The sequence below is a fragment of the Micromonospora sp. NPDC048999 genome, from assembly GCF_040649295.1.
Classification (GTDB): domain Bacteria; phylum Actinomycetota; class Actinomycetes; order Mycobacteriales; family Micromonosporaceae; genus Micromonospora.
In genome coordinates this window covers 88,140-109,896 of sequence record NZ_JBEZFI010000016.1, presented here as the reverse complement: position 1 = coordinate 109,896, position 21,757 = coordinate 88,140, and the positions used below count along the sequence as shown (strand labels likewise).

At 70.1% G+C, this 21,757-nt stretch carries 19 protein-coding genes and 2 pseudogenes; 4 read left to right on the top strand and 17 right to left on the bottom strand.

What is annotated here, in order from left to right; genetic code table 11:
• Window positions 1–12: 12 nt before the first annotated feature.
• From AB0C02_RS18770 to AB0C02_RS18735, 8 genes are read right to left on the bottom strand one after another with little or no spacing between them, the layout of a single operon-like run.
• Window positions 13–624, bottom strand: coding sequence for a DUF5947 family protein (locus AB0C02_RS18770; RefSeq protein ID WP_357549551.1), 612 nt, complete (start codon window positions 622–624; stop codon window positions 13–15).
• Window positions 621–1,235: a hypothetical protein gene (locus AB0C02_RS18765; protein WP_357549549.1), complete on the bottom strand. Its 615-nt coding sequence runs from the start codon at window positions 1,233–1,235 to the stop codon at window positions 621–623. Before AB0C02_RS18765 ends, AB0C02_RS18770 begins: the two co-directional genes overlap by 4 nt.
• Complete coding sequence (locus AB0C02_RS18760; RefSeq protein ID WP_357549547.1) at window positions 1,228–3,027, bottom strand: nickel-dependent hydrogenase large subunit; 1,800 nt, start codon at window positions 3,025–3,027, stop codon at window positions 1,228–1,230. Before AB0C02_RS18760 ends, AB0C02_RS18765 begins: the two co-directional genes overlap by 8 nt.
• Window positions 3,024–4,145 carry a hydrogenase expression protein HypE gene (locus AB0C02_RS18755; protein WP_357549546.1) on the bottom strand — a complete coding sequence of 374 codons (1,122 nt, stop codon included), beginning with the start codon at window positions 4,143–4,145 and terminating at the stop codon, window positions 3,024–3,026. The genes AB0C02_RS18760 and AB0C02_RS18755 overlap by 4 nt, the downstream gene beginning before the upstream one ends.
• A complete protein-coding gene (locus AB0C02_RS18750) occupies window positions 4,142–4,681 on the bottom strand; it encodes a hemerythrin domain-containing protein (RefSeq protein WP_357549544.1) in 540 nt (179 codons plus the stop codon). The genes AB0C02_RS18755 and AB0C02_RS18750 overlap by 4 nt, the downstream gene beginning before the upstream one ends.
• A complete protein-coding gene (locus AB0C02_RS18745) occupies window positions 4,681–5,037 on the bottom strand; it encodes a hydrogenase/urease maturation nickel metallochaperone HypA (protein WP_357549543.1) in 357 nt (118 codons plus the stop codon). Before AB0C02_RS18745 ends, AB0C02_RS18750 begins: the two co-directional genes overlap by 1 nt.
• Complete coding sequence (locus tag AB0C02_RS18740; RefSeq protein ID WP_357549542.1) at window positions 5,030–5,605, bottom strand: hydrogenase maturation protease; 576 nt, start codon at window positions 5,603–5,605, stop codon at window positions 5,030–5,032. Before AB0C02_RS18740 ends, AB0C02_RS18745 begins: the two co-directional genes overlap by 8 nt.
• The gene (locus AB0C02_RS18735) at window positions 5,602–7,065 is read right to left on the bottom strand and encodes a hypothetical protein (RefSeq protein WP_357549541.1); all 1,464 of its coding nucleotides are present in this window, start codon (window positions 7,063–7,065) and stop codon (window positions 5,602–5,604) included. Before AB0C02_RS18735 ends, AB0C02_RS18740 begins: the two co-directional genes overlap by 4 nt.
• Window positions 7,066–7,258: 193 nt before the next feature.
• On the opposite strand from AB0C02_RS18735, the gene AB0C02_RS18730 reads away from it, so the two are divergent.
• Window positions 7,259–8,128 (top strand): S1 family peptidase, encoded by an 870-nt coding sequence (locus AB0C02_RS18730; RefSeq protein WP_357549540.1) that lies wholly within the window; start codon window positions 7,259–7,261, stop codon window positions 8,126–8,128.
• Between the two features lie 6 nt (window positions 8,129–8,134).
• Here AB0C02_RS18730 and AB0C02_RS18725 read toward each other — a convergent pair whose 3' ends face one another.
• Both AB0C02_RS18725 and AB0C02_RS18720 read right to left on the bottom strand, forming a co-directional pair.
• A complete protein-coding gene (locus AB0C02_RS18725) occupies window positions 8,135–10,339 on the bottom strand; it encodes an ATP-dependent RecD-like DNA helicase (RefSeq protein WP_357549538.1) in 2,205 nt (734 codons plus the stop codon).
• A 7-nt stretch (window positions 10,340–10,346) separates the two neighbouring features.
• Window positions 10,347–10,769, bottom strand: coding sequence for an acyl-CoA thioesterase (locus AB0C02_RS18720; protein WP_357549537.1), 423 nt, complete (start codon window positions 10,767–10,769; stop codon window positions 10,347–10,349).
• Between the two features lie 104 nt (window positions 10,770–10,873).
• On the opposite strand from AB0C02_RS18720, the gene AB0C02_RS18715 reads away from it, so the two are divergent.
• A complete protein-coding gene (locus tag AB0C02_RS18715) occupies window positions 10,874–12,058 on the top strand; it encodes a D-alanyl-D-alanine carboxypeptidase (RefSeq protein WP_357549533.1) in 1,185 nt (394 codons plus the stop codon).
• 61 nt (window positions 12,059–12,119) lie between these two features.
• Here the strand turns inward: AB0C02_RS18715 and AB0C02_RS18710 are convergent, their stop codons facing one another.
• Complete coding sequence (locus AB0C02_RS18710) at window positions 12,120–14,942, bottom strand: M14 family zinc carboxypeptidase (protein WP_357549532.1); 2,823 nt, start codon at window positions 14,940–14,942, stop codon at window positions 12,120–12,122.
• Window positions 14,943–15,500: 558 nt separating this feature from the next.
• On the opposite strand from AB0C02_RS18710, the gene AB0C02_RS18705 reads away from it, so the two are divergent.
• Window positions 15,501–15,899, top strand: coding sequence for a DUF4190 domain-containing protein (locus tag AB0C02_RS18705; RefSeq protein WP_357549530.1), 399 nt, complete (start codon window positions 15,501–15,503; stop codon window positions 15,897–15,899).
• A gap of 97 nt (window positions 15,900–15,996) precedes the next feature.
• Here AB0C02_RS18705 and AB0C02_RS18700 read toward each other — a convergent pair whose 3' ends face one another.
• The 5 genes and pseudogenes from AB0C02_RS18700 to AB0C02_RS18680 all read right to left on the bottom strand — a co-directional run bounded on the left by AB0C02_RS18700 (window position 15,997) and on the right by AB0C02_RS18680 (window position 18,656).
• Complete coding sequence (locus AB0C02_RS18700; RefSeq protein WP_357549529.1) at window positions 15,997–16,335, bottom strand: hypothetical protein; 339 nt, start codon at window positions 16,333–16,335, stop codon at window positions 15,997–15,999.
• A gap of 149 nt (window positions 16,336–16,484) precedes the next feature.
• Window positions 16,485–16,637: pseudogene (locus AB0C02_RS18695) on the bottom strand (DUF397 domain-containing protein); the annotation flags it as partial.
• Window positions 16,638–16,874: 237 nt separating this feature from the next.
• Window positions 16,875–17,414 (bottom strand): hypothetical protein, encoded by a 540-nt coding sequence (locus AB0C02_RS18690; protein WP_357549528.1) that lies wholly within the window; start codon window positions 17,412–17,414, stop codon window positions 16,875–16,877.
• 364 nt (window positions 17,415–17,778) lie between these two features.
• Window positions 17,779–18,144 carry a hypothetical protein gene (locus AB0C02_RS18685; protein WP_357549526.1) on the bottom strand — a complete coding sequence of 122 codons (366 nt, stop codon included), beginning with the start codon at window positions 18,142–18,144 and terminating at the stop codon, window positions 17,779–17,781.
• Between the two features lie 353 nt (window positions 18,145–18,497).
• A pseudogene (locus tag AB0C02_RS18680) lies at window positions 18,498–18,656 on the bottom strand (DUF397 domain-containing protein).
• Between the two features lie 290 nt (window positions 18,657–18,946).
• On the opposite strand from AB0C02_RS18680, the gene AB0C02_RS18675 reads away from it, so the two are divergent.
• Window positions 18,947–20,125 (top strand): YncE family protein, encoded by a 1,179-nt coding sequence (locus tag AB0C02_RS18675; protein WP_357549523.1) that lies wholly within the window; start codon window positions 18,947–18,949, stop codon window positions 20,123–20,125.
• 24 nt (window positions 20,126–20,149) lie between these two features.
• Here AB0C02_RS18675 and AB0C02_RS18670 read toward each other — a convergent pair whose 3' ends face one another.
• Window positions 20,150–21,403 (bottom strand): alpha-L-fucosidase, encoded by a 1,254-nt coding sequence (locus AB0C02_RS18670; RefSeq protein WP_357549522.1) that lies wholly within the window; start codon window positions 21,401–21,403, stop codon window positions 20,150–20,152.
• Between the last annotated feature and the right edge of the window lie 354 nt (window positions 21,404–21,757).

Genomic DNA, 21,757 nt, shown 5'->3' with positions numbered 1-21,757 from the left:
CCGCCTCCTTTGTCAGTCGTTGCCGGCCGAACCGTGCCGTCGGCCGAGGTCGTCGAAGAACCGGGCGATCTCCCGCCACACCGTGCCGCCGCCTGACATGCCCGTCCAGTGCTGCCGGATGAGCGCCACGAGCCGGAAGCAGTCGTCGACCGGTACCAGCCACTGCTGGCCGCCGCCGCGCGGCGTGCCCGTCCACACCAGCAACGCCTCGACCCGTGGCCGCAGTTCGGCCAGCGCGGGTGATCGCGTCTCGACGATCCGCCAGGCGTCGGCATCGACCTCCGACTCGGTCGTGCCGAGCGGGCTCGGGTAGTGCCCGAGCACCCTCCCGTTCCGCTGCTTCACGAAGAAGGCCAGGCCGACCGGCACGCCGAGCTCGTCGGCGGACAGGCCCGCCAGCTGGGTGCCACGGGTGGGCACGAGCTGGTACCGGTCGCCGCCGGCCGCCTCGCGCTCGAACAGCAGGGAGCACGGTTGGCAGGCGCAGACCAGCTCGGTGTCCTGCTCGTCCCACACGTGCCGGTGCTCCGGGCGGACCGGTCCGGCGCACATCCCGCAGCGCTCGACCGAGGCCGCGCGCGCTCCCGCGCGGCGGATCGCCCGTTGCAGCGCGCCGGCCGTCACGCCGGGCCCCCCGACGTCACCGGGCTCGCGACCTGCGGCACCCGGTCGCCCGTCGTCGCCGGGTCGGCCGGGGGTCCGTCCGGTCGCTGCCACAGCGTGGCGACCGGGATCAGGGCCGGAGCCGGCGCGGGCGCCACCACGTCGACTGCGGACAGTTCCGGGGCGAACGTCAACACCTGTTCCCGTACGAGGTCACGCAGGCCCGCGGCGCCGCAGGAACTCGCCGACAGGCTGATCGTCGCCACCGCATCCCGGACGTCGACCAGGGCGAGGTCGGCGCCCCGCGCGCGCAGCTGCGGCCGCAGATCGTCCACCGCGCGGGCCACGCGTCGGTGCACCGGGTCCGGGTGGATGCGGTGCAACAGCAGCAGGTGCCGCAGCAGCTCGTCGCCGGTGAGCGGTTCGAGCGCGCGAGGGCTGTCGGCGGCGAGATCGGTGACCCGGGCCAGCGCCTCGCCGTACACCTCGGTCAGCAGCTCGACGGCCTCCAGCGCCAGCTCGGCGGTGCGGCCGGGCGTCTGCTCAAGTTGGCCGAGCACGGCGTCCAGGCGGGCCAGCCGCGGCTCGACGGCCGGGTCGTCGAGCCGCTGGACGTCCGGCTGCTCACCCATGCGACGCGCCGAACATCGGCGAGTGGATCTTCTGGAGGGTGCGACCGCCGCCGACGTACATGTGCACGCCGCACGGCAGGCAGGGATCGAAGCTGCGCACGGCCCGCATGATGTCCACGCCCTTGAAGTTGTCCGGGCCGTTCTCCTCGAAGATGGGCGTGTTCTGGATGGCGTCCTCGTACGGCCCGGGGGTGCCGTAGCTGTCGCGGGGGCTGCCGTTCCACGGCGTCGGCGGGTACGGGTGGTAGTTGGCGATCTTGCGGTCCCGGATCACGATGTGGTGCGACAGGACGCCGCGGACGGCCTCGTGGAAGCCGCAGCCGATGGCCTCGTCCGGCACCTCGAACTCGGTGAAGACCCGCATGTCGCCGGCGCGCATCCGCTCCATCGCCTGCTCCAGGAAGTACAGCGCCATCGCCGCCGCGTACGCGATGAAGTAGGCCCGTGATCGGTCCCGTTCCAGCGCGTTCGACCACTTCGGGATCTTCCACTCCAACGTCGTCTCGGGCAGGGTCCGGCTCTTCGGCAGCGAGATCAGCACGCTGCGCCCGGTCGACTTGACGTACGGGGTGTCGACCATCTTCGCCAGTGCCGTGGTGTAGAGCCGGGCGAAGCAGCCGCCGCCGGTGTCCAGCGCGAGATGCTGCCCGCTGCTCTTGTCGAACCAGCGGGGGCTCATCACCCAGCTGTACTTGTCGTCGAAGTCGCGCTTGCCGGGATCCGGGAGGGTGGTCTGGTTCCAGGGATGGCGGATGTCGACGGGGTTGCCGAGCGGGTCGTACTTGACGAACGGTTCCTCCTGGCCGGCCCAGTCCTTGTAGTAGGAGCTGCCGAGCAGGATCCGGATGCCGAGGTTGATGTCGACCAGGTCGGTGGTGAGCAGCTTGCCGTCGACGACGATGCCGGGCGTGACGTGCATCGCCCGCCCCCAGTTCGTCATGTTCTCGTAGCGGTAGTCGACGACGTCGGGGTTCTGGAACGAGCCCCAGCAGCCGAGCAGCACCCGGCGGCGGCCGACCTCCTCGTAGCCGGGAAGCGCCTCGTACCAGAAGTCGAAGATGTCGTCGTTCATGGCGACGGCCTTCTTGACGAAGTCGAGGATGCTGATCAGCCGGCTCAGGTAGTCGGTGAACAGCGTCGGCTGCGGCATGGTGCCGACGCCGCCGGGATAGACCGTCGACGGGTGGACGTGTCGGCCCTCCATGAGGCAGAACATCTCCCGGGTGGTCCGGCTGACCTTCAGCGCCTCCTTGTAGACCTCGCCCTCGAACGGGTTGTACGCCCGCATGATGTCGGCGATCGTCCGGTAGCCGTGGATGTCCCGACCCGGTGCCGCGGTGGCCTCCGCGCGGGCGAGCACGCTCGGGTTGGTCTGCTTGACCATCGCCTCGCAGAAGTCGACGAAGACGAGATTGTCCTGGAAAAGCGTGTGGTCGAACATGTACTCGGCGGCCTCGCCGAGGTTGATGATCCACTCCGCGAGGGGCGGCGTCTTGATGCCGTAGGCCATGTTCTGCGCGTACACCGAGCAGGTCGTGTGGTTGTCGCCGCAGATGCCGCAGATCCGACTGGTGATGAAGCCGGCGTCGCGCGGGTCCTTGCCCTTCATGAACACCGAGTAGCCGCGGAACAGCGACGACGTGGTGTGACACTCGGCGACCACCCGGTTGGCGAAGTCAATCTTGGTGTAAACGCCGAGGTTGCCGATGATCCGGGTGATCGGATCCCACGCCATCTCCACCAGTTCGCCGGGTTTCTTGGCGGCGGCCGGCTTCGGTTTCGTCGCGGTCACGGTTGGTTCCTCTCCATTGCCGCCTGTCGACGGGGATCTGCCGGAGCGTAGGGACGCCACCGTGGGTTGTAGCCGCTGGTGAGCTCCGGACCGTTGTGGTGCCACTTCGGTTCCCGGTTGGCGGTGGCGTTGGTGATACCGCGCAGGCGGCGGATCACCGCGCCGTACGGCTTGATGAGCAGGGTGGACAGACTGCCGCCGGGCGGCATGTCCATGAACGGCATGAACTTGTCGGGGAAACCCGGCATGGTGCAGCCGATGCAGATGCCGCCGACGTTGGGGCAGCCGCCCACGCCGCCCATCCAGCCGCGCTTCGGCACGTTGCAGTTGATGACCGGCCCCCAGCAGCCGATCTTCACCTGGCACTTGGGGGAGTTGTAGTCCTTGGCGAAGTCGGCCTGCTCGTAGTAGGCGGCCCGGTCGCAGCCCTCGTGCACCGTCTTGCCGAACAGCCACTGCGGCCGCAGCATGTTGTCAAGCGGCGGGGGCGGCGCCGAGCCGGCGGCGTGGTAGAGCACCCAGGTCAGGGTCTCCATGAAGTTCTCCGGCTGGATCGGGCAGCCGGGCACGTTGACGATCGGCAGACCGCCCTGCGACCGGAAGTCCCAGCCGAGATAGTCGGCCAGGCCCATGCACCCCGTCGGGTTGCCCGCCATGGCGTGGATACCGCCGTACGTCGCACACGTGCCGGCCGCGACGACCGCCCACGCCTTCGACGCCAGCTGGTCGATCCACCAGTTCACGGTCAGCGGTTCACCGGTTTGCTCGTCGTTGCCGAACGATGTCCAGTACCCGTCGCCGTTGATGTTCTCGTTCGGGATCGACCCCTCGATGACCAGGATGAACGGCTCGCGCATCTCACCACGGGCCGCCTTCCGGTACGGCGCCAGGAACTCCTCGCCACCGGCGGCCGGCGACAGCACCTTGTTGTGCAGGTTGACCTTCGGCAGGCCGGGAATGAGCCCGAGCACGATGTCCTCGATCGCCGGCTGGTCGGAGGCCGTCATCGACACGGAGTCGCCATCACAACTCATGCCCTCGGAGATCCACAAAATGGTGATCTCGTCGAACCCGTTCTCCTGCGGGATCACCGCGGTGCCGTGCGTGCCCTGCGTCATGTTTGTGGCCTCCGTTGCATCCGATCCCGCAGCCGGTCGTAGATGGCCACCACCGGCGCCGCGAGGGTCAGCACCGGCGGTTTGTCCGGCGCGTGCGGGTGCGGGCGCGTCGGGGCTTTCTGCTTGCCCTGGTCGATCTCCTGCCCCAGCTCGCGGAGCGCCTGCTCGTCGGCCTGGGAGCACAGCAGCGGCATCAGGTCGTCCTCGTCGTCGCGCACATGCCGCTCGACGGCGGACGCCAGCCGCTCCATCAGCTGATCCTGCGCGGGATCGCCGGCCTGGCAGTGGTCCAGTTCGAGGAGCAGCTCCTTGATCGGCCGATGTCCGGCGAGGTGCTGGTCGACGTGCCCGTCGGCGAGCACCTGCGCGGCGAAGGGGTAGAAGAGAACCTCCTCGAGCGCGGCGTGCTTCGACAACTCGCGGACGAGGATCTCCACAACCCCGCGGCGCTGCGCATCCGATTCCGCCGCCCGATAGTCCCGGAACAGCTGTTCCACCACGCGGTGGTCGTGCCGCAGCAGCTCGGTGGCGTCCATCAGACCGCTCCTACCTCGATGCCGGCCACCGTGACGGACTCCAGCACGACGTCGTCGTCGCCGGTGACGTCGACGTTCACACCCCCGCACTGCGGGCAGGCCACCATCGCGAGGTGGTCGGTGATCGGCCCACTGCGGTCGCAGTCGTGGCAGCGCACCGTCATCGGTTCCAGCACCAGCTCCACGGCGGCGTCCGCGGCCACCGTGCCGGCCGCGGCCACCTGGATGCCCTGCGTGACGACGTCCGGGTCGACCGGGTGGCCGCCGATCCGTACCCGCAGGCCGGTGAGCCGGCGCCCGGCGGCCCTGCGTACCGCCGCCGCCACGATCGCCTCCGACAAGCCTGTCTCATGCATCGGCGGTCACCCCTTTCTCGGCTGCCGAACGAATCTCCTGCCGTTGTCCCGCCGTGGCGAGCCGCGCGGATTCCTCCCGCGCGATCCGGAGCACCGTCCGGACCGCCTCGTCGACCGCGCCGGAGACCAGCGCCGACAGCTCCATCCGCTCGTCGAGGACGGCGGGTTGGCAGCCCACCACGAGTACGCGTCCGACGCTGCCGCCCAGGCTGCATAGCAGACGCAGCACCGACTCGGGATCCATGCCGTGCCCGTCGGCGGCCGGCGCCGCCAGTACGTCGGCCGGCCGCAGGGTCCAGCCGGGGTCGTCGAGATCCACTTGCAGGACGGCCAACGTCCCCGGCGGCTCGTCCATCGGCAACGCGTCGACCATGACCAGCACGTCGTGGCGGCCGTCCAGCAGATCGTAGGCCAGATGCATGCCCCGGATGCCGTAATCGGACACCTCCACCCCGGCCGGGAGGGCGGCGTCCCGCAGGCGCCGGACGACCTCCACGCCGAAGGCGTCATCGCCGAGGAAAATGTTGCCGATGCCGGCGATCAGCACCCGGCCGCCGTCGCCACTCATCGCGCCTCGACCTCTCCGGGCTGCGCCTCGACACTGGACAGCACCCCGACCGCACCGGGCGGCGCATCAACCGGGCCGGGGAGCGGCTCGACCTCCTCCGGGCGGAAATGACGCAGCCGGCCGTACCACTGGTGCAGGTCCGCGCCCGGGTCGTCGTCCACCGTCACGGCCAGGAACCGCGTGCCGTCCACGTCCAGCAGCACCTGCTCCACCCGGGCGGTGCGGCCGGCCAGGAACATGTCGTGCGCGTCGGTGCCCCGCCGGCGCGGCCGTAACCGGACCCGGCTGCCGCGCGACAGCAGGGTGCCCGCGACGAGGACGGTTTCCGCCTCCGGTGCGACCGCCGGTTCGGCCCCGGGCTCCCACCAGGGCGTCTGCTCGGCGGCCTCGGCGGGCGGGCGTACCGGCTCCAGGGACCGGATGGCCCCGTGCAGCCGTTCGAGGACCTCGGGCGGCATCGCCTCGACGCGGTCGAGGATCGCCGCGGCGCGGGGATCGGTGGCCCGGACCTCGCGCTTCTCGGCGTCGGAGAGGGTGAGCGTGCGCAGCGACAGGATTTCGTCGATCTCGGCCGCGTCGTGCAGGTCGCCCGGGCTCTCCGGGGCGATCTGCGGATGGTCGTAGAGGATGACGGGCGACGACAGGAGCACGCCGGACGTGCCCGGCTCGCCGCCGAGCACCGGAAACGTGTGCACGTTTCGGCACTCCCGGGCCGCGTCCGCCGCCCACTCCGGCGGCTCGAGCAGCGACAGGAACCGCCCCTGGTCGACGCCGATCAGGGTGTGCGTCGCGAGCAGACAGCAGCGCAGCGCCTCCGCCCGCCGGCTGTCCGCGGGGGTGGTCCGATCGGTGTTCTCCACGCGTACCGTGAGGCGCCGCAACCGGAAGGGCGTCCGGCACTCCTCGGCGGAGACGCTGACCGACGCGGACAGCGGCCACCGCCGGCGCACCACCCGGCCCACCCGCTCACCCCGGGCGCCGACCACCGGTTCGACGTCCTCGCCGCCGGGGATCTGGAGGTCGAGGCGACGCCCGCGCAGCAGGTCGCTCACCCGCGCCTCGACGTCGAACTCCCGGGGTACGGCCTCGTCGAAGCTGAGCTCCGTGCGGTCGCCGACGTCGATCCGGTCGACCGGCCGGTAGCCGCCGGCCGTCCGCTCCTCGACCGTCTTGCGTTGCAGCTGCAGGAAGCGCAGCCGAATCCGGACGACCGCGCTGTCCGGGGCCTCCACCAGGCACTCGGTCTGCTGCCACGGCGACTCGGCCGAACCGGCCACGCCGCTGTCGACCAGGCCTTGCGCCGCCGCCCAGGCGGAAGGCACGAGGACACCGAACTGCCAGCGCACCCGGTTCTTGCCCGACGACCGGCGGTAGGGATAGAGCAGGTAGCCCTCGTAGAGGATCGCCTCCGCGACCGCCTCGGCGCTGCCGAAACCGGCGCTCGAACAGCGCGGATCCATGCCGTCACCTCCCTCGCGGCGAGCCGTCACCCCGGTTTAGCCCGGCGCGGCGGACGGCGGTAAGTGCGCGCCGTTCCTAGACGACGACAGCACTCACCGGACCGGGTGAGGGCCCCGCCGGGGCTTGAGTGGCGGGTGACAACGGTGGATGCTGAGGAGATATTGGTCGCCATGGATTTATGGGAGGTTCGAAATGCGTCGGCTCCCGCTCGTCGCTCTCGTCCTGGCCGCAGTGCTCACCGGCACCCCAGCCGCCGCCCACGCGCAACCCGACTCGGAGCGGGCGTCCGTGGCGCTCGCCGAGGTGCGTACGCCCGGCACCGCGTGGGGTTTCGACCCCGCCAGCGGCCGGATGACCATCACCGTCGACGACACGGTCGGCGGCGCCGAACTGGCGGCGCTGCGGGACACCGCGGCGCGGGCCGGTGCCGAGCTGCGGCGTGAACCCGGCCGGCTGCGTACCCTGATTGCCGGGGGCGAGGCCATCTACGGCAGCGGCGGCCGCTGCTCGCTCGGGGCCAACGTCCGCAGCGGCAGCACCTCCTACTTCGTCACCGCCGGGCACTGCAACAGCGCCGTCTGGTTCGCCGACAGCGCGCACACCACCGTGCTCGGCACCTCGGTCGCCGGCAGCTACCCCGGCAACGACTACGGCGTGTGGCGCTACACCGGCACGATCGCCCATCCCAGCGCGATCTACACCTATCCCGGTCGGCTCACCGTCTCCGCCGCAGGCGACCCGGGCCTGCTCACCGTCACCGGCGCCGGCAACGCCTCCGTCGGCCAGGCGGTCTGCCGTAGCGGCGCCGCCACGGGCGTGCGGTGCGGCACGGTCACCGCGCTGAACCAGACCGTCAACTACATCGAGGGGCCGGTGTACGGGCTGGTCCGCACCAATATCTGCGCGGAGCCCGGCGACAGCGGCGGTCCGCTCTACGTGGCCTCGACCGGCACCGTCCTCGGCATCCTCTCGGGCGGCACCGGCAACTGCACCGTTGGCGGCAGCACCTACTACCAGCCGATCACGCAGATCCTCGCCAAGTACGGCCTGACCATCCCATAGCTTGCCTCAGGTGAGGCGGTGGTCGAGGGCGGTGTGGCGGCGCCCGGCGCCGACGGTGCGTACGGCTGCGGAAAGCGCCCGACGGGAGCCGACGAGGACCACGAGCTGCCGGGCGCGGGTGACGGCGGTGTAGAGCAGGTTGCGCTGCAGCATCATCCACGCGCTGGTCGTCAGGGGGATGACGACCGCCGGGTATTCGGAGCCCTGGGAGCGGTGGATGGTCATGGCGTACGCGTGGGACAGCTCATCGAGTTCGTCGAAGTCGTAGTCGATGCTCTCGTCCTCGTCGGTGCGCACGGTAAGGGTCTGCTCCTCGGGGGAGAGGGCGGTGACGATGCCGAGCGTGCCGTTGAAGACGCCGGCCCGTCCCTTGTCGTAGTTGTTGCGGATCTGGGTGACCTTGTCGCCGACGCGGAACACCCGCCCACCCATCCGCCGCTCGGGCTGGCCCTCCCGGTGCGGGGTGAGGCGCTGCTGCAGCAGGGTGTTGAGCGCGGCGGCGCCGGCCGGGCCGCGGTGCATCGGGGCGAGCACCTGCACATCCCGGCGTGGGTCGAGCTTGAACTTCGCCGGTACGCGGGCGCAGGCGACGTCGACGGTCAGCGCGGCGGCGGCCTCGGTGTCGTCGCAGGAGAACAGGAAGAAGTCGGGCAGGCCGTGCAGCACGGGTGGGCGACCGGCGTTGATGCGGTGGGCGTTGGTGATCACTCCCGACTCGGCGGCCTGCCGGAAGATCTGCGTCAGCCGCACCCGCGGGATAGCCGGCGCGGCGAGCAGGTCGCGCAGGACCTCACCCGCGCCGACGGAGGGAAGCTGGTCGACGTCGCCGACCAGCAGCAGGTGCGCCCCGGGCGGGACGGCCTTGACGAGCTTGTTCGCCAGGATCAGGTCGAGCATGGAGGCCTCGTCGACGACGAGCAGGTCGACGTCGAGGGGATTGTCGCGGTCGTAGGACGCTTCCCCACCGGGGCGTAGCTGCAACAGCCGGTGCACCGTGGCGGCCGGCTGCCCGGCCAGCTCGGAGAGCCGTTTCGCGGCGCGGCCGGTCGGCGCGACGAGGGTGACCTTGGCCTTCTTCGCGATGGCGAGTTCGACGATCGAGCGGACGGTGAAACTCTTGCCGCAGCCCGGCCCGCCGGTCAGCACCGCCACCTTCGAGGTCAGGGCGAGGCGGACCGCCTGTTCCTGCTCCGGGGCCAGGTCCGCGCCGGTGCGCGCCCGCAGCCAGGCCAGGGCCCGGCCCCAGTCGACGTCGGCGAAGTGGGGCAGCCGATCGGCCCGGTCGTGCAGCAGGCGCAACAGCGACCCGGCGAGGGACTGCTCGGCGCGGTGGAACGGCACCAGATATACCGCCGGCACCGGCCCGCCCTCCCCGCCGGGCAGCGTCTCGCGGACGACCCCCTCGTCGGCGACCAGGTCGTCGAGGCAGCGGGTGACGAGGTCGCCCGGTACGTCGAGGATCTTCGTGGCGTCGGTGACCAGTTCGGCTGCGGGAAGGTAGCAGTGGCCGTCGTCGGTGGCCTCGGAGAGGGTGTAGCGCAGGCCGGCCATGACCCGCTGGGGGCTGTCGTGGGGGATGCCGACGGCCTGGGCGATGGTGTCGGCGGTCTTGAAGCCGATGCCCCAGACGTCCGCGGCCAGCCGGTACGGCTCCTTCGTCACGACCTCGATCGACGCGTCGCCGTACTGCTTGTAGATCCGTACCGCGAGGGAGGTCGACACGCCGACGCCCTGCAGGAAGACCATCACCTCCTTGATGGCCTTCTGCTCCTCCCACGCGGCGCTGATCTTCGCGGTGCGTTTCGGCCCCAGGCCGGGCACCTCGACCAGCCGGGCCGGCTCCTCCTCGATCACCCGCAGCGTGTCCAGCCCGAAGTGGGCCACGATCCGCTCGGCGAACACCGGGCCGATGCCCTTGACCAGGCCCGAGCCGAGGTAACGCTGGATGCCCTGGATCGTGGCCGGCAGCACGGTGGTGTAGGAGTCGACCTCGAACTGCCGCCCGTACTTCGGGTGCGACGACCACCGCCCGTGCAGGCGCAGGCTCTCCCCGGGCTGCGCGCCCAGCAGCGCGCCGACCACCGTCAACAGGTCGCTACCGCGCTCGGTGGCGACGCGGGCGACCGTGTAGCCGGTCTCCTCGTTGACGTAGGTCAGCCGCTCCAACACCGCGTCGAGTACGGCCAGCGGCGGACGAGCAGAGGCAATCACCGGCCGGTCAGAGGTTGAGCGGCCGCGGGTCGGTGGCCAGCTCCCGGAACCGCTCCCGCGGATTCGGCACCATCCGCCGGGCGGACAGGTCGAGCAACCCGGCCACCCCGGTCAGCGTGGCGACCTGGTTGCCGTCCGGCCGGGTGTAGTCCTGGTCGATGTGGAAGGTCTTGCCCTCGCCCCAGCGGAACTCGCAGGAGACGTCCACCTCGTCGCCGCCGCGCAGCTCACGCAGGTAGCGGACGGTGGCCTCCAGCGCGACCGGCCCCACGCCGCTGGCGATGAGCCGGTCCTGGGAGATGCCGGCGGCCCGCAGGCACTCCCAGCGGGCGTGCTCGGCGTACTGCAGATAGACGGCCTGGTTGAGGTGGCCCTGCGTGTCGAGCTCGTAGCCGCGGACGGTGATGCGTACCCGGAAAGGATCTCCCATGCGCCCGAGCATAGGCGGCGCACGTCGGCCGTCTGCTACCGCGGCGGTCGGCGCTTTCCCCAATTGGACCGCGTCCGCCCGGTCGGCGATTACCGTACGTAAACGTGACCATCTTACGTGTGATGCTCGGTGCGGTGCTCACCGTTCCCGCCGCGGTGGTCGTGCCACCGGCACCGGCAGCAGCCGCGCCGTTCGTCTCCTGTCCCGCTGTGCAGCCGCCGGCGCCCCCGCCCGCCGCGCCGTCCCCGCCACCGGTCGACACCGCCGAGGCGGCGGTCGGCGGCGAGGCGCTGGCAACCGCCGGGCTGGCCATTCCCGCCGGCGTGCCGATGGCACCGGCGGTGACCGCCACCGCCTGGCTGGTGGCCGACCTCGACAGTGGGGTAGTGCTGGGCGGATGCGGCCCGCACGAGCATCGGACGCCGGCCAGCGTACAGAAACTGCTGCTGGCGGCGGCCCTGATGCCCCGCCTCGATCCGGCCCAGGTCGTCGAGGTGAGCCGGGATGATCTGCGTGATCTCGACCCGGCTAGCTCGCTCATGGGGCTGGTCGAGGGCGGCCACTACACGATCGAGAGCCTGTGGCTGGGGTTGCTACTGAAGTCGGGCAACGACGCGGCCAACGTGCTGGCCCGGGTCGGCGGCGGCAGCGCCGGCCGGCCGGGCGGCGTGCAGGCGATGAACGACGAGGCGCACCGGCTGCGCGCCAACCAGACCCACGCGGTGACACCCTCCGGCCTGGATGGCCTCGGCCAGTACACCAGCGCGTACGACCTCGCGCTGATCGCGCGGGCGGCCTTCGCCCGCGAGGACTTCCGCCGCTACATCTCGACCCGGGTGGCGCAGATACCCGGCGAGCCGGGAACACCGCCGCTCGCACTTACCCACGACGTCACGCTGCTGGACACCTATCCGGGGACGCTCGGCGGCAAGACCGGCTTCACGGACCTGGCCCGGCAGACGTACGTCGGAGTCGCCGAACGCGACGGGCGACGGCTCGCAGTGACCCTGCTCGGCGCGGAGACCGCGCCGTTGGGCAGCCTCGGCGAGGCATCGGCCCTGCTCAACTGGGGCTTCAGCCTCGCGCCCGGCACGTCCGTCGGTCGTCTCGTCACCTCGGATGAGAAGAAGGACGACCACCAGGTCGCCGCGGTGTCGGGCGAGCGACCCGCTCGGGCCGGAGGGCGCCTGTCGGTGCCGATCGGCCTCGGCGCCGCCGCCGTCGCGGTCGTGTTGGCGGCGCTCCTCTGGCGACGCGTCGGCGCGCGACGGCGGGCCGGAGGGCGGTAGCGCGGGTGGTCGACGGGCCCCGGGTCCGGCCCATGGGACAGGCCGGACCCGGGGCCGGCGATCAGGCGACCACGGACCGCAGCGGAATCCCCGCGTCCTGCAGGGCGCGGACCAGGTCAGCCAGGAACGGGTGCTCGTCGACCTGCAGACCCTCCGGGTTCGGGATCACCAGGTAGGCGGAGGAGTCGGCCACGGACGCCCGCGCGGCGTCGGTGAAGTCGTCCACCACCTGCTCGGTGCGGGCCAGGTCGCCGGCCGCCACCTCGATGGTGATCGGCCGCCACTCACCGCCCAGGTTCTCCGGAGCCGGGGCGGCGGCCGCGGCGGCGCGGGCCGGATCGACACCGTCCGCACGCAGCGGCGCGAAGGTACGCGCCGCCGGGGCGCTAGCGGTCGGGTAGAGCAGCGCGTTGGCCACCAGGTGCAGCCCGTTCTCGTTGTACGCCCGGAACAGCGGGTTGAACGCGAACAGCACGGCCCGGCCGGCGCCGGTCGGCTCGTCCACCAGCGCCGCCGTCCCCTTGAGTGCGTCGCCCTTGACCGTGTAGCCGTTGGCCCAGAAGGTGCCACCGGACGGGTAGCTGAGCACGTTGGTGCCGGTGGTGCTCGGGCTGAGGATCGGGTCGCCGTTGTTGAACTCGAAGTCCTCCGCCGGGCGGCCCAGCGCGACCGGGCTGTCCTGGTCGACGTCGACCCGCAGGTGCGAGCCGATCACCTGGTAGCCGGTCGGCTTCTGCTTCTCGGCGGTGGAGGTGAGCCCGGCGGCGCGGGCCATCCGGGTGCCCTCGTTGCGCAGGCCGATGTAGGTGTGGCCCTGGCCGATCCAGTTGCGCAGGTTGGCCTGGCCCGCCGCGGTGAGGCCGCCGGTCGCGTTGCTGCCGTCCGGCACCAGCAGCACCGTACGCCCGGTGAACGCCGCCGTGTTGTTGTTGATGTCGGCGGTGGTCACCGGCCTGAGGTCCAGCCCCCACCGCTTGCCGAGCACGTACCGGGCCTCGCCGTGGGAACCGGAGGTGGTGCTGATGCCGGTGCCCTCGAACAGCCCGACATCCGGCAGGTCCACCGGCGTGCCGCTGGCCGCCGCACCGCGCGGGTTCAACGTCACCCCGAGCGACCGGGCAAGCTGCTCGGTCTCCTTGGTCAGGCTCTTCGCGGGGAACCCGACCACGCCGGTGTCGAGGTCACGGACCAGCGGCACGCCCTGGCCGAGCAGCCGGAAGGTGAGTTCGGACGCCGCCGCGGAGTCCAGCGGGTACGCGTACGAGCCCTTCGCTCCGGCCGCCGAGGTCTTGCCGCCGTCGATCTCCCGAACCAGCTTGGAGTGGGGCCGGACGTCGTCGCCGGTGTAGATCGTCTCCACGCCCATGAGCATCGGGTTGCTCCAGGACGACACGTCGTAGAAGTAGGGGAACGGGACGTACGGGTCCTCGCCGAGGATCGCCTGGATCCAGTGCTTCTGCGGCTGGTCCATCGGGATCCAGTACGCGCCCTCGGGCACGGTGACGTTGGTGGCGGTACGGCCGCCGAAGACCCGGGCCGTGGGCACCTTGGTCGGCTTGGTCACCTCGTACACCTCGACGTCCATCCGGCGCAGCCGCTCGACCAGCTGGCGTACGTCGGCGAGCTGCCGATCGGGCAGCAGGAAGTAGGACCGGATCTTGACGTCCGGGACCGGGAACTGCACGGAGTTGGTCGGCTGGACCACCTCGTTCGGCTCCAGGGTGCCGGCGCGCCCCTGGGCGAGCGCGTCCGTCCAGATCTTGTAGTAGCCGGTCAACACCTCGTGCTTGTGCGCGGCGGCCCAGCCCAGCGTCGACCACTGTGTGTGGAACTGCTGCTGCACCCGGTCAGCTACCGACGAGGAACTGCCCTTCTCGAAGGTCATGCCGGCGGCACCGAAGCCGGCGGCCGGCACCGTGTCGCCGTAACCCATGAAGAACAGGTCGTACGTCGAGTAGTTGAAGTAGCACTCGGTCGTGACGGCGCCACCACAGGCACCGTTGTAGCCGAATCCCGCCTTGTTGGCCTCGCCGATCTGGTTGATCCAGTCGACGACCTCACTGGCGATCTCATGGTGGATCGGGTCGGCGTTCGGCGGGAAGAAGTACTGCCGGCCACCCATCTCGTGCGCGTCGATGAAGACCTGCGGCGGGTACTGCCGCATGAGCTCGATCTTGCCGTCGGTCTCCTGCTGAGTACGGGCGAACCAGTCCCGGTTCATGTCGAAGCCGTACTCGTTCTGCCGGCGGCTGGCGTCGCGCCCGTCCGGGTTCTGGGTCGGCACGATGACCGTGACCAGGTTGTCGTTGCGCTGCTGCACCGCGCACGACAGGCCGGCGGCCAACTCGTACAGGGTCTTGAGGGCCGCGTCGGTGCCGCTCTTCTCGCCACCGTGCACGTTGGCCGTCACCCAGACGATGGCCGGCTGGTCGGCCGCCGTCCGGGCGGCCTTGTTCGGCTTGGTCTGCCGCGGGTCCCGCAGGTCACGGATGTCGTCGGCGATCTGCCGCAGCGTGCCCTGCTTGACGTGCCGCTCGCTGGAGACGACGGCATACGGCAGCGGCTGGCCGAGCCCGCTGGTCGCCATGACACCGGTGATCACCCGGTCGGAGGCGCGGTCGACCGCGCCCAGGTACGTCCGGACCTCGTCGTTGGTGACAACCCGCTGCTGGCCAAGGCCGAGCGGGAAGCCGAGCACCGACTCCGGGCTGGGCACCGTGGACAGTCGGGCGGACGGGTCGTTGCTGCAGGTGGGAGCCGGGGTGGCGGCGCCGGCGGGGGCGCCGACCGCGAGGGGCGCCGTCCCGGACAGCAGAAGGACCGCGGCGGCGCCGGCCAGCCGTCGCGTGAGGATTGTTCCGGGTGGATGCTTCGACAGGGGCATGTCGGTACCTGCTTCCGTTAGGTAAATCGACGCAGAGATCGCAGCCTATGATCAACGCTTTCCCATGGTCAAGATTCATTCGCATTGGACATATCCGCACGTCAACGGGTATTTGCCCCGAGCCCAGCCCGACCGTCAGACGTTGAAGCAGAACTTAGGCTGGCCGGCTCGGGCAGCAGGGCGGGCAGGTCGCCAAGGGCAGCGAGCGTACGTCCGCCCCAGCTCGGGTCAGTACCGTCGTGCCCCGTGGTGCGCTGCACGAACATGCCGACCGCTGCCGCGCCGGCCAGCTCGCCATCACGCCCCGGGCTCGGCGGTGGCCGACCATCCACCTGCGCAAACCCTGCCCGACCTGCCGAAGCGCCTCTCGGCGTCTCGCTGCTGTACCGGCGGGCCGGCAGCCCGCATGGTTGGCAGCCGCGCCGGGCTGGCGTCGATGCCCCTGCGCTGGCGGCTCCGCGACGTACCCGGCTCAGGCCGTAGTCTCAGCCGCCTTCCCTTGCCCGCCCGCATGATCCATCCTGGTGTCTCCACTCATGATCCTGGGCGGCGGGTCTCGTGACGCCGCAGCCGGAGCATCCGAGCGGCGACGAGAAGGTGGGACGTGCCATGACCGGTCAGCTCTCCGAGAGCCAGCGAAGGTACAACCCTCTGGCGACCATGGCCTGCTGCATGGGCCTGGTTCCGCTGCTGTACATCAGCGCGGGCTATGCCGAGCTGATAGACCTGGACATCAGACTTCTAATCCCTGTGCTGCTGCTCGGCGTCTGCGCTGTTGCCGTAGGCGCAGTGGGACTGAAGGAGATCAAGAGGACTGGGCAACGTGGTCGCGGTCAGGCGGTTGCCGGGTGCGTGGCTGGCGCAGCCGTATTTGCGGCGATGGCCTTCTCCTTCGTGTATCTGACGGTCGTGGGCTTTTCGCCAGCCGGCTGCGGCCCGCCCGACCCCTGCTGGTAGGTGGCCCAGGGATGTCAAGCTCCGGCGGCCACCGTTTCGCAGGCAGAGCTTGACTCCTTCGTTCCGAAAGAACCATCGCACGTCGATGAGCTGACAATCAGCCTGCTACTGGCCAGCCTCGGCGTTGCAGCTCGTCCAACACTTTGCCGGCGCGGGCCGTCCAGAAGATCACGGCCTCGTCGTGGTCATCTCCTACAAACAGGACGCCGTCTGCCAGAAGGGGGATACGGCCGAACCGGGAGATTGATACGACGTTCGTGCGGGTGACGCGAAACTCTCCGAACAGAGACGAGACCCTGACGTGACTCGTTCCCACGCGGAGCCGAGCGAAGGGCCACGTGGCGCTCCTGTAGCTTTTGAAACCCTGTCCCCACGACCGCACAACAGGGTCAACGTAGGCGACGCCCCCGCGCGTGCTGAACTCCTTCTCAACCACCCGCCGATCATCCCGGCACCGCAAGTTGGTTGCCATCCATGCGTCGTCGGCTACGAAGGTGATCTCGGCGAGCGCGGCCTCTTGACGCGGTTGGGTGGCGGGAGCGCGTCCAGCAGGTCGGACCGGGGCGCTCCCGTCTGGCGTACAAGTCAGTGTGCGGGCTTGGCGGCCCGGACGAAGGTGGTCCAGGCGGTGGGGGAGAAGGGGAGGGTGGGCCCGGCCCGGTCCTTGCTGTCGCATACGGCGACGAGGCCGGACAGGTTGTCAGAGACCTCGATGCACGCGCCGCCGTTGTCGCCGCTTGCCTTGCGCGTGACTGGAGGGGCCGAACAATCTTGTTGTGCCCGATGGCCTAGGACCTTTCCTGTGCTTGCTGTTCCTGTTGGGCACGTGGTCGAGCGTGATCAGCGCTCTGCTCGGTCGTCTGAACTTGCAGATGGCGGTACCAGGGGCGTCGCCGTGGCGGTGGTGGGGACCGGGCATCCTGGCGTGGTCAGCCGCCACCACGGAGCCGAATCCGTGTGGTAGGCGATGAAAGATCAGCCGCGCGTCGCGGCACGCAGCAGGTGAACCGCCTGGCTCAGGACTTCCCGCAGTGCCCGCAGCTGACGGGGTGTCCACCGGGGGTGGTGCGACTCTGTCCCGAAGGCCCATGGGACGTTAGCGGCGACGAGATTGTCATAGCAGCCGTCACGCAGGCCGCCGCGGTCGCTCCATGGCCGGCCGGTGCTGTAGGCGGCGTCGGTGGCCCAGTTCCAGAGGTTCAGCCCGGATTCCGGGTTGAGCGTCAGTCGCTGACCTCGTAGCCACTCTTGAGCCAGCTCCAGGTCGGTCGCGACTACAAGCTCGTGGTCGGCTGGATCACCGTCGGCAGCCCAACCTTTCGCATCTGCGCTTGCCCAGCAGTCAGCTTCGGAGGCGAAGGTGTACAAGCGTCCCGCCCGAGCCGCAGCACGATCCTCGTTGTTGATGTCCTGGCCCCACCACAGGTAGGTGACCTGCCCGTCGAACTTCAGAGCGGTTGGCCAACCCTTGATCGGAACGAGGTCGCCGTCTCGGCCCGAGAAATCACGTTTCACGAGTGAGGACCATGCCATAGCCGGGTTGCGACAGCGCTGGGCACGCACCATCTGTTTGGAAGATCGTTCTCGGCTGGCACGATCTGCCGGATCGCCTGGTCAGCGCGGGTGTGGTCGTGTCGCTCATGACCGCTCCTGACCGTCTGGGACACGGGTTACTGGCGCGTGGCTGGCCCGGCGGCGCGGTGTGCGCGGCTGTCCGGCGGCGTGCGGCTTACCGCCCTCGGCCTCTCCGGCCAGGGGCGGCTTGCCGTGCCGCAGGTTCTCCGCGCGCCTGGGCGTTCGTGTACCCGGTGGCAAGCCGCGGAGCGGTGCGGCAGCCGAGTGCCCTGACATCGACGGCGGTTGGTCCCGCTGGCGCTCGTCACGGCCCAACTTGCTGCTCACGACCATTCCGACGCTTGGCGCGATACTCAAGGACCCAGTGGGTGGCCATTAGGGCCCACGCGGCCAGAAACAGCACGGCTCCGATCCGCCGGCTCGGAGTGCGCCACGTGTTGGGTGTGACCTCCGTGAGGTCTCCTAGCCCCAGGAGAACGTAGAAGCCCGCGCAAGCTGCCCCTGCGGCCCACAGCCGGGGGTGATGCAGGGTCCGTCCGAACAGCCGAACCGTTGACGCGCGCCGGTTGTGGATGACCAACCAGGCAGCGCACCCGACTAGGGCGATAGCGGCGCTGGCGAGCAGGATGTCCACGGCCATTGCGCCCGCCTCGTAGGTCGTCACGGGCATCACGGTAGCGGCAGCACGCAGCTGCCGGCTTCGGGCGTTTGAACAGCCGTCGTCTGGTGCGGCGGGCTGCGGGGCGTGATGCCGGCCGGAGGCCGCCAGCAGCGCACCGCAGCCCGCCCGGTGCGCCGCGCTTGCGCGGCGCCTTATCCGCCGCCATGTGGACGCTGGCGGGTGCCCGTTTCGACAAGGTGTCGCCCGAGAGGCGGGGTGATGCCGAGGGGCCCAGCCCTCGGGCGAGCGCGGTCTCTCGACATGGTCGTGTGGCGGGAGCGCGTCCGGCATGGTTCGCCGGGTGCGTTCCCGTCTGGGTGTACGAGTCAGTGTGCGGACTTGGTGGCCCGGACGAAGCTGGCCTAGGCGGCGGGGGAGAAGGTGAGGGTGGGCCCGGCCGGGTCCTTGCTGTCGCGTACGGCGATGAGGCCGGGCAGGTTGTCGGCGACCTCGACGCAGTTGCCGTTGTTGTCGCTGCTGCGGGTGCTCTTGCGCCACTACGCGCCGGTCAGCTGAGCCATGGTGAACCTCTCCCGATGTTCTTGTTGATCAGTTGCCCGCGTTGTGTCGACAGCCGGCAGGCAAGATCGATTCCGCGAATGTGGATGTGTGGCGGAACCGGTGGTCGCTGTTCAGGGCTCAGCCGGGCGCGCGGCGATTGGCGTGTCACCTGAAACAAATTGGTTTGAGGACATCTCCGTGGGCGAGGTCGGGTCCGTGCACGCGGGGAGTCCCCCGGCCGGGTGGATCCTCGCCCGGCCTCGCGGGGAACCGGACTATCGGCAATATCGCGGCAATTAGGATGCCGAGCGTGGTGACCTGGCGGCGGAGCGGGCTTCTGGCGGTGACGCTGCTGCTTCTCGGCACGGCCTGCACCGCCGCCGACACCGACCGGCAGCGGCCCCGGGCGACCCCGTCGAAGAAGGCGGCGGCGACGCCGTTCGGGCCGCTGGTCGCCGGCATGCCCGCCTACCCGAGCTCCGGCAACGCGTACGCGGGCGCGGGGCCGAACATGCTGGCCGAGCCGGTCCGGGGCGACAAGGCGCTGGTCTACGTGCCGAACACCAACAGCAACAATGTGTCGGTGATCGATCCGAACACCTACCGGGTCGTCGACACGTTCCCGGGCGGCCCCGAGCCGCAGCACGTCGTGCCGTCGTACGACCTGCGGACGCTGTACGTCGCCTCCGACCAGGTCCCCGACGGTGGGCTGGTCCCGATTGATCCGCGTACCGGCAAGCCGGGCGCGTTCCGGAAGTTGGAGGATGTCTACAACCTCTACTTCACGCCGGACGGCCGACAGGCCATCGTGGTCGCCGAGGCCTACCAGCGGCTGGACTTCTACGACCTGGCCAACTGGCAGCGGCTGCGCTCGGAGCGGTTTCCCGACTGCAAGGGCGTGAACCACATGGACTACTCCGCCGACGGCAAGATCATGATGTTCAGCTGCGAGTTCGCCAACCGGATGCTCGTGCTCGACACGGCCAGCCTCCGCAAGCTGCGCGAGTTCGCCCTGACCGAGACGGCCGACGGGATGCCGCAGGACACCCGCCTCACCCCGGACGGGCAGCACTTCCTGGTCGCCGACATGCATGCCCACGGCGTATACGTCTTCGACGCGCAGGCGACCCGGCAGACGGGGTTCGTCCCCACCGGCAAGGGCGCGCACGGCATCTACTTCAGCCGCGACGGCAAGCTCGCCTACGTCACCAACCGGGACGCCGGCAGCATCAGCGTGCTCGACCTGGCCACCCTGAAACCCGCCACCACCTGGAAGATCCCCGGCGGCGGTAGCCCTGACATGGGTGGCCTCTCCGCCGACGGCACCACGCTGTGGCTCTCCGGCCGCTATCACAATGAGGTCTACGCCCTGCGCACCAGCGACGGCAAGCTGCTCGCCCGGATCCCGGTCGGCAACGGCCCACACGGCCTGACCGTCTGGCCCCAGCCGGGCCGCTACTCCCTCGGCCACACCGCCAACATCCGTTGACGATCGAGGGCCGTGGCCTGGGCCTCAGTTGTGCCCGGCGCCCCGGTAGAGGTCGAGCTCACCGTCCAGCTCCACGGCGAGCACGGTGGCGTGCTCGTCGAGATCTGCGGGCGCGTCTATGTAGAGCACACCGGGCACCTCGGCGAAGCCGCCGACCACCCGATGCGCCAGCTCCGCGCCGGCGCCCAGCACGGACACCCGGCGTACGGGGTTGCGCAGACCCCGCACCGCCACGAACTCGCGCGGCGCGTCGAAGCAGACCAGGTACACCACCCTGCGGTCGGCCGAGAGCGTCGACGGGCCATAGTGGTGCCCGGGCGGCAACCCGGCCCGGGTGCCGTAGACGGCGTCCCGGTTACGGCCGATCCAGGCGCCCAGGCCGAGCAGCCGGTCGGCCTGCTCGGGCGTGATGGTGCCGTCCGGCTTCGGCCCGACGTCGAGCAGCAGGTTGCCGCCCGCGCCGATCACCTCGGCGAAGGTCCGGACGAGCTGCCGCACCGACTTGTGGTTGTGGTCCTGCGGCCGGTAGCCCCACGAGTCGTTGACCGTGAGGCACAGCTCCCAGGGGCCGTCGGGCGCGGTGATCGGGAGACCCTGCTCGGGGGTGGCGTAGTCGCCGAAGCCGGTCAGCCGTCCGTTGATGACGGTGTGCGGCGAGCGGGCCCGGATCTGCTCGCCGAGCGCGGCGAATCGCCACTGGCTCTCGTCGCGTTCCCACTGCCCGTCGAACCACAGCAGGTCGGGTGCGAACCGGTCGAGCAGTTCGTCGATCTGCGCTCGGTGAAACGCCAGGAATCGCTCCCAGCGTGCCGGGTCCTCGCCGCCCACCGGGGCGTACGCCATTGGGTTGTTCTCGTCGGCGATCGGGCCCCGGACGGTGGCGTAGTCCGGATGGGACCAGTCCGCATGGGAGAAGTAGAGCCCGGCCTTCAGGCCCCGGCGGCGCATCGCCGCGACGTACCCGTCGACCAGGTCGCGCCCGGCGGGCGCGCGTCGCACGACGGACAGGTCGCCGGCGTCGGTGTCCCACAGTGCCACGCCGTCGTGGTGCTTGGTGGTGAGTACGGCGTAGCGGGCACCCGCCCGGTGGAACAGCTCTGCCCACGCGTCCGGGTCGAACCGCGCCGCGGTGAAGCCGTCGAGCTGCCGCAGGTAGTCCTCCGGTGAGATCTCGCCGTTGAACATCGACCACGACTCGGTGATCCCGTTGACCGCGTAGATGCCCCAGTGCACGAAGATGCCGAGCTTGGCGTCCGGGAACCAGGGCTGCAGCGTCATGGGTTCGATCTTCAAGACTGTCGTTCAAGGTTGTCAATACCCGGCGACCGACGCCAGGTCATGGAACCCAGCACGCTGAGGCACATCACCAGAGAGTGATATGACTCTGAGTCATTTTAATGCCCGAGAGGCATATCGCCGATAAGCGTCATCGTTGTCCGGGATGTCCGAGGCGACGCCGTGTCGCCTCTCCATCGGCTCAAGCAGGACGAACTGGATCAATCCTGGCATGCTGCGCAGACCTCACCTTTCGGCCGCAGTTTCCCGAGCCGTTTTCATTTCGTGTCTTGACAGTCACGAAGTCGTAGGACGTATGGTTCGACGCAACCGGTTGCGCAACCGGTTGCGTATCCT

What these genes read in the sequence shown, in the direction of transcription:
- AB0C02_RS18685 (WP_357549526.1), bottom strand. Translation starts at nt 18,144, where the DNA reads ATGCCCGTGACGACCTACGAGGCGGGCGCAATGGCCGTGGACATCCTG.
- AB0C02_RS18740 (WP_357549542.1), bottom strand. Translation starts at nt 5,605, where the DNA reads ATGAGTGGCGACGGCGGCCGGGTGCTGATCGCCGGCATCGGCAACATT.
- AB0C02_RS18735 (WP_357549541.1), bottom strand. Translation starts at nt 7,065, where the DNA reads ATGGATCCGCGCTGTTCGAGCGCCGGTTTCGGCAGCGCCGAGGCGGTC.
- AB0C02_RS18745 (WP_357549543.1), bottom strand. Translation starts at nt 5,037, where the DNA reads ATGCATGAGACAGGCTTGTCGGAGGCGATCGTGGCGGCGGCGGTACGC.
- AB0C02_RS18720 (WP_357549537.1), bottom strand. Translation starts at nt 10,769, where the DNA reads ATGGGAGATCCTTTCCGGGTACGCATCACCGTCCGCGGCTACGAGCTC.
- AB0C02_RS18670 (WP_357549522.1), bottom strand. Translation starts at nt 21,403, where the DNA reads ATGACGCTGCAGCCCTGGTTCCCGGACGCCAAGCTCGGCATCTTCGTG.
- AB0C02_RS18765 (WP_357549549.1), bottom strand. Translation starts at nt 1,235, where the DNA reads ATGGGTGAGCAGCCGGACGTCCAGCGGCTCGACGACCCGGCCGTCGAG.
- AB0C02_RS18730 (WP_357549540.1), top strand. Translation starts at nt 7,259, where the DNA reads ATGCGTCGGCTCCCGCTCGTCGCTCTCGTCCTGGCCGCAGTGCTCACC.
- AB0C02_RS18750 (WP_357549544.1), bottom strand. Translation starts at nt 4,681, where the DNA reads ATGGACGCCACCGAGCTGCTGCGGCACGACCACCGCGTGGTGGAACAG.
- AB0C02_RS18755 (WP_357549546.1), bottom strand. Translation starts at nt 4,145, where the DNA reads ATGACGCAGGGCACGCACGGCACCGCGGTGATCCCGCAGGAGAACGGG.
- AB0C02_RS18710 (WP_357549532.1), bottom strand. Translation starts at nt 14,942, where the DNA reads ATGCCCCTGTCGAAGCATCCACCCGGAACAATCCTCACGCGACGGCTG.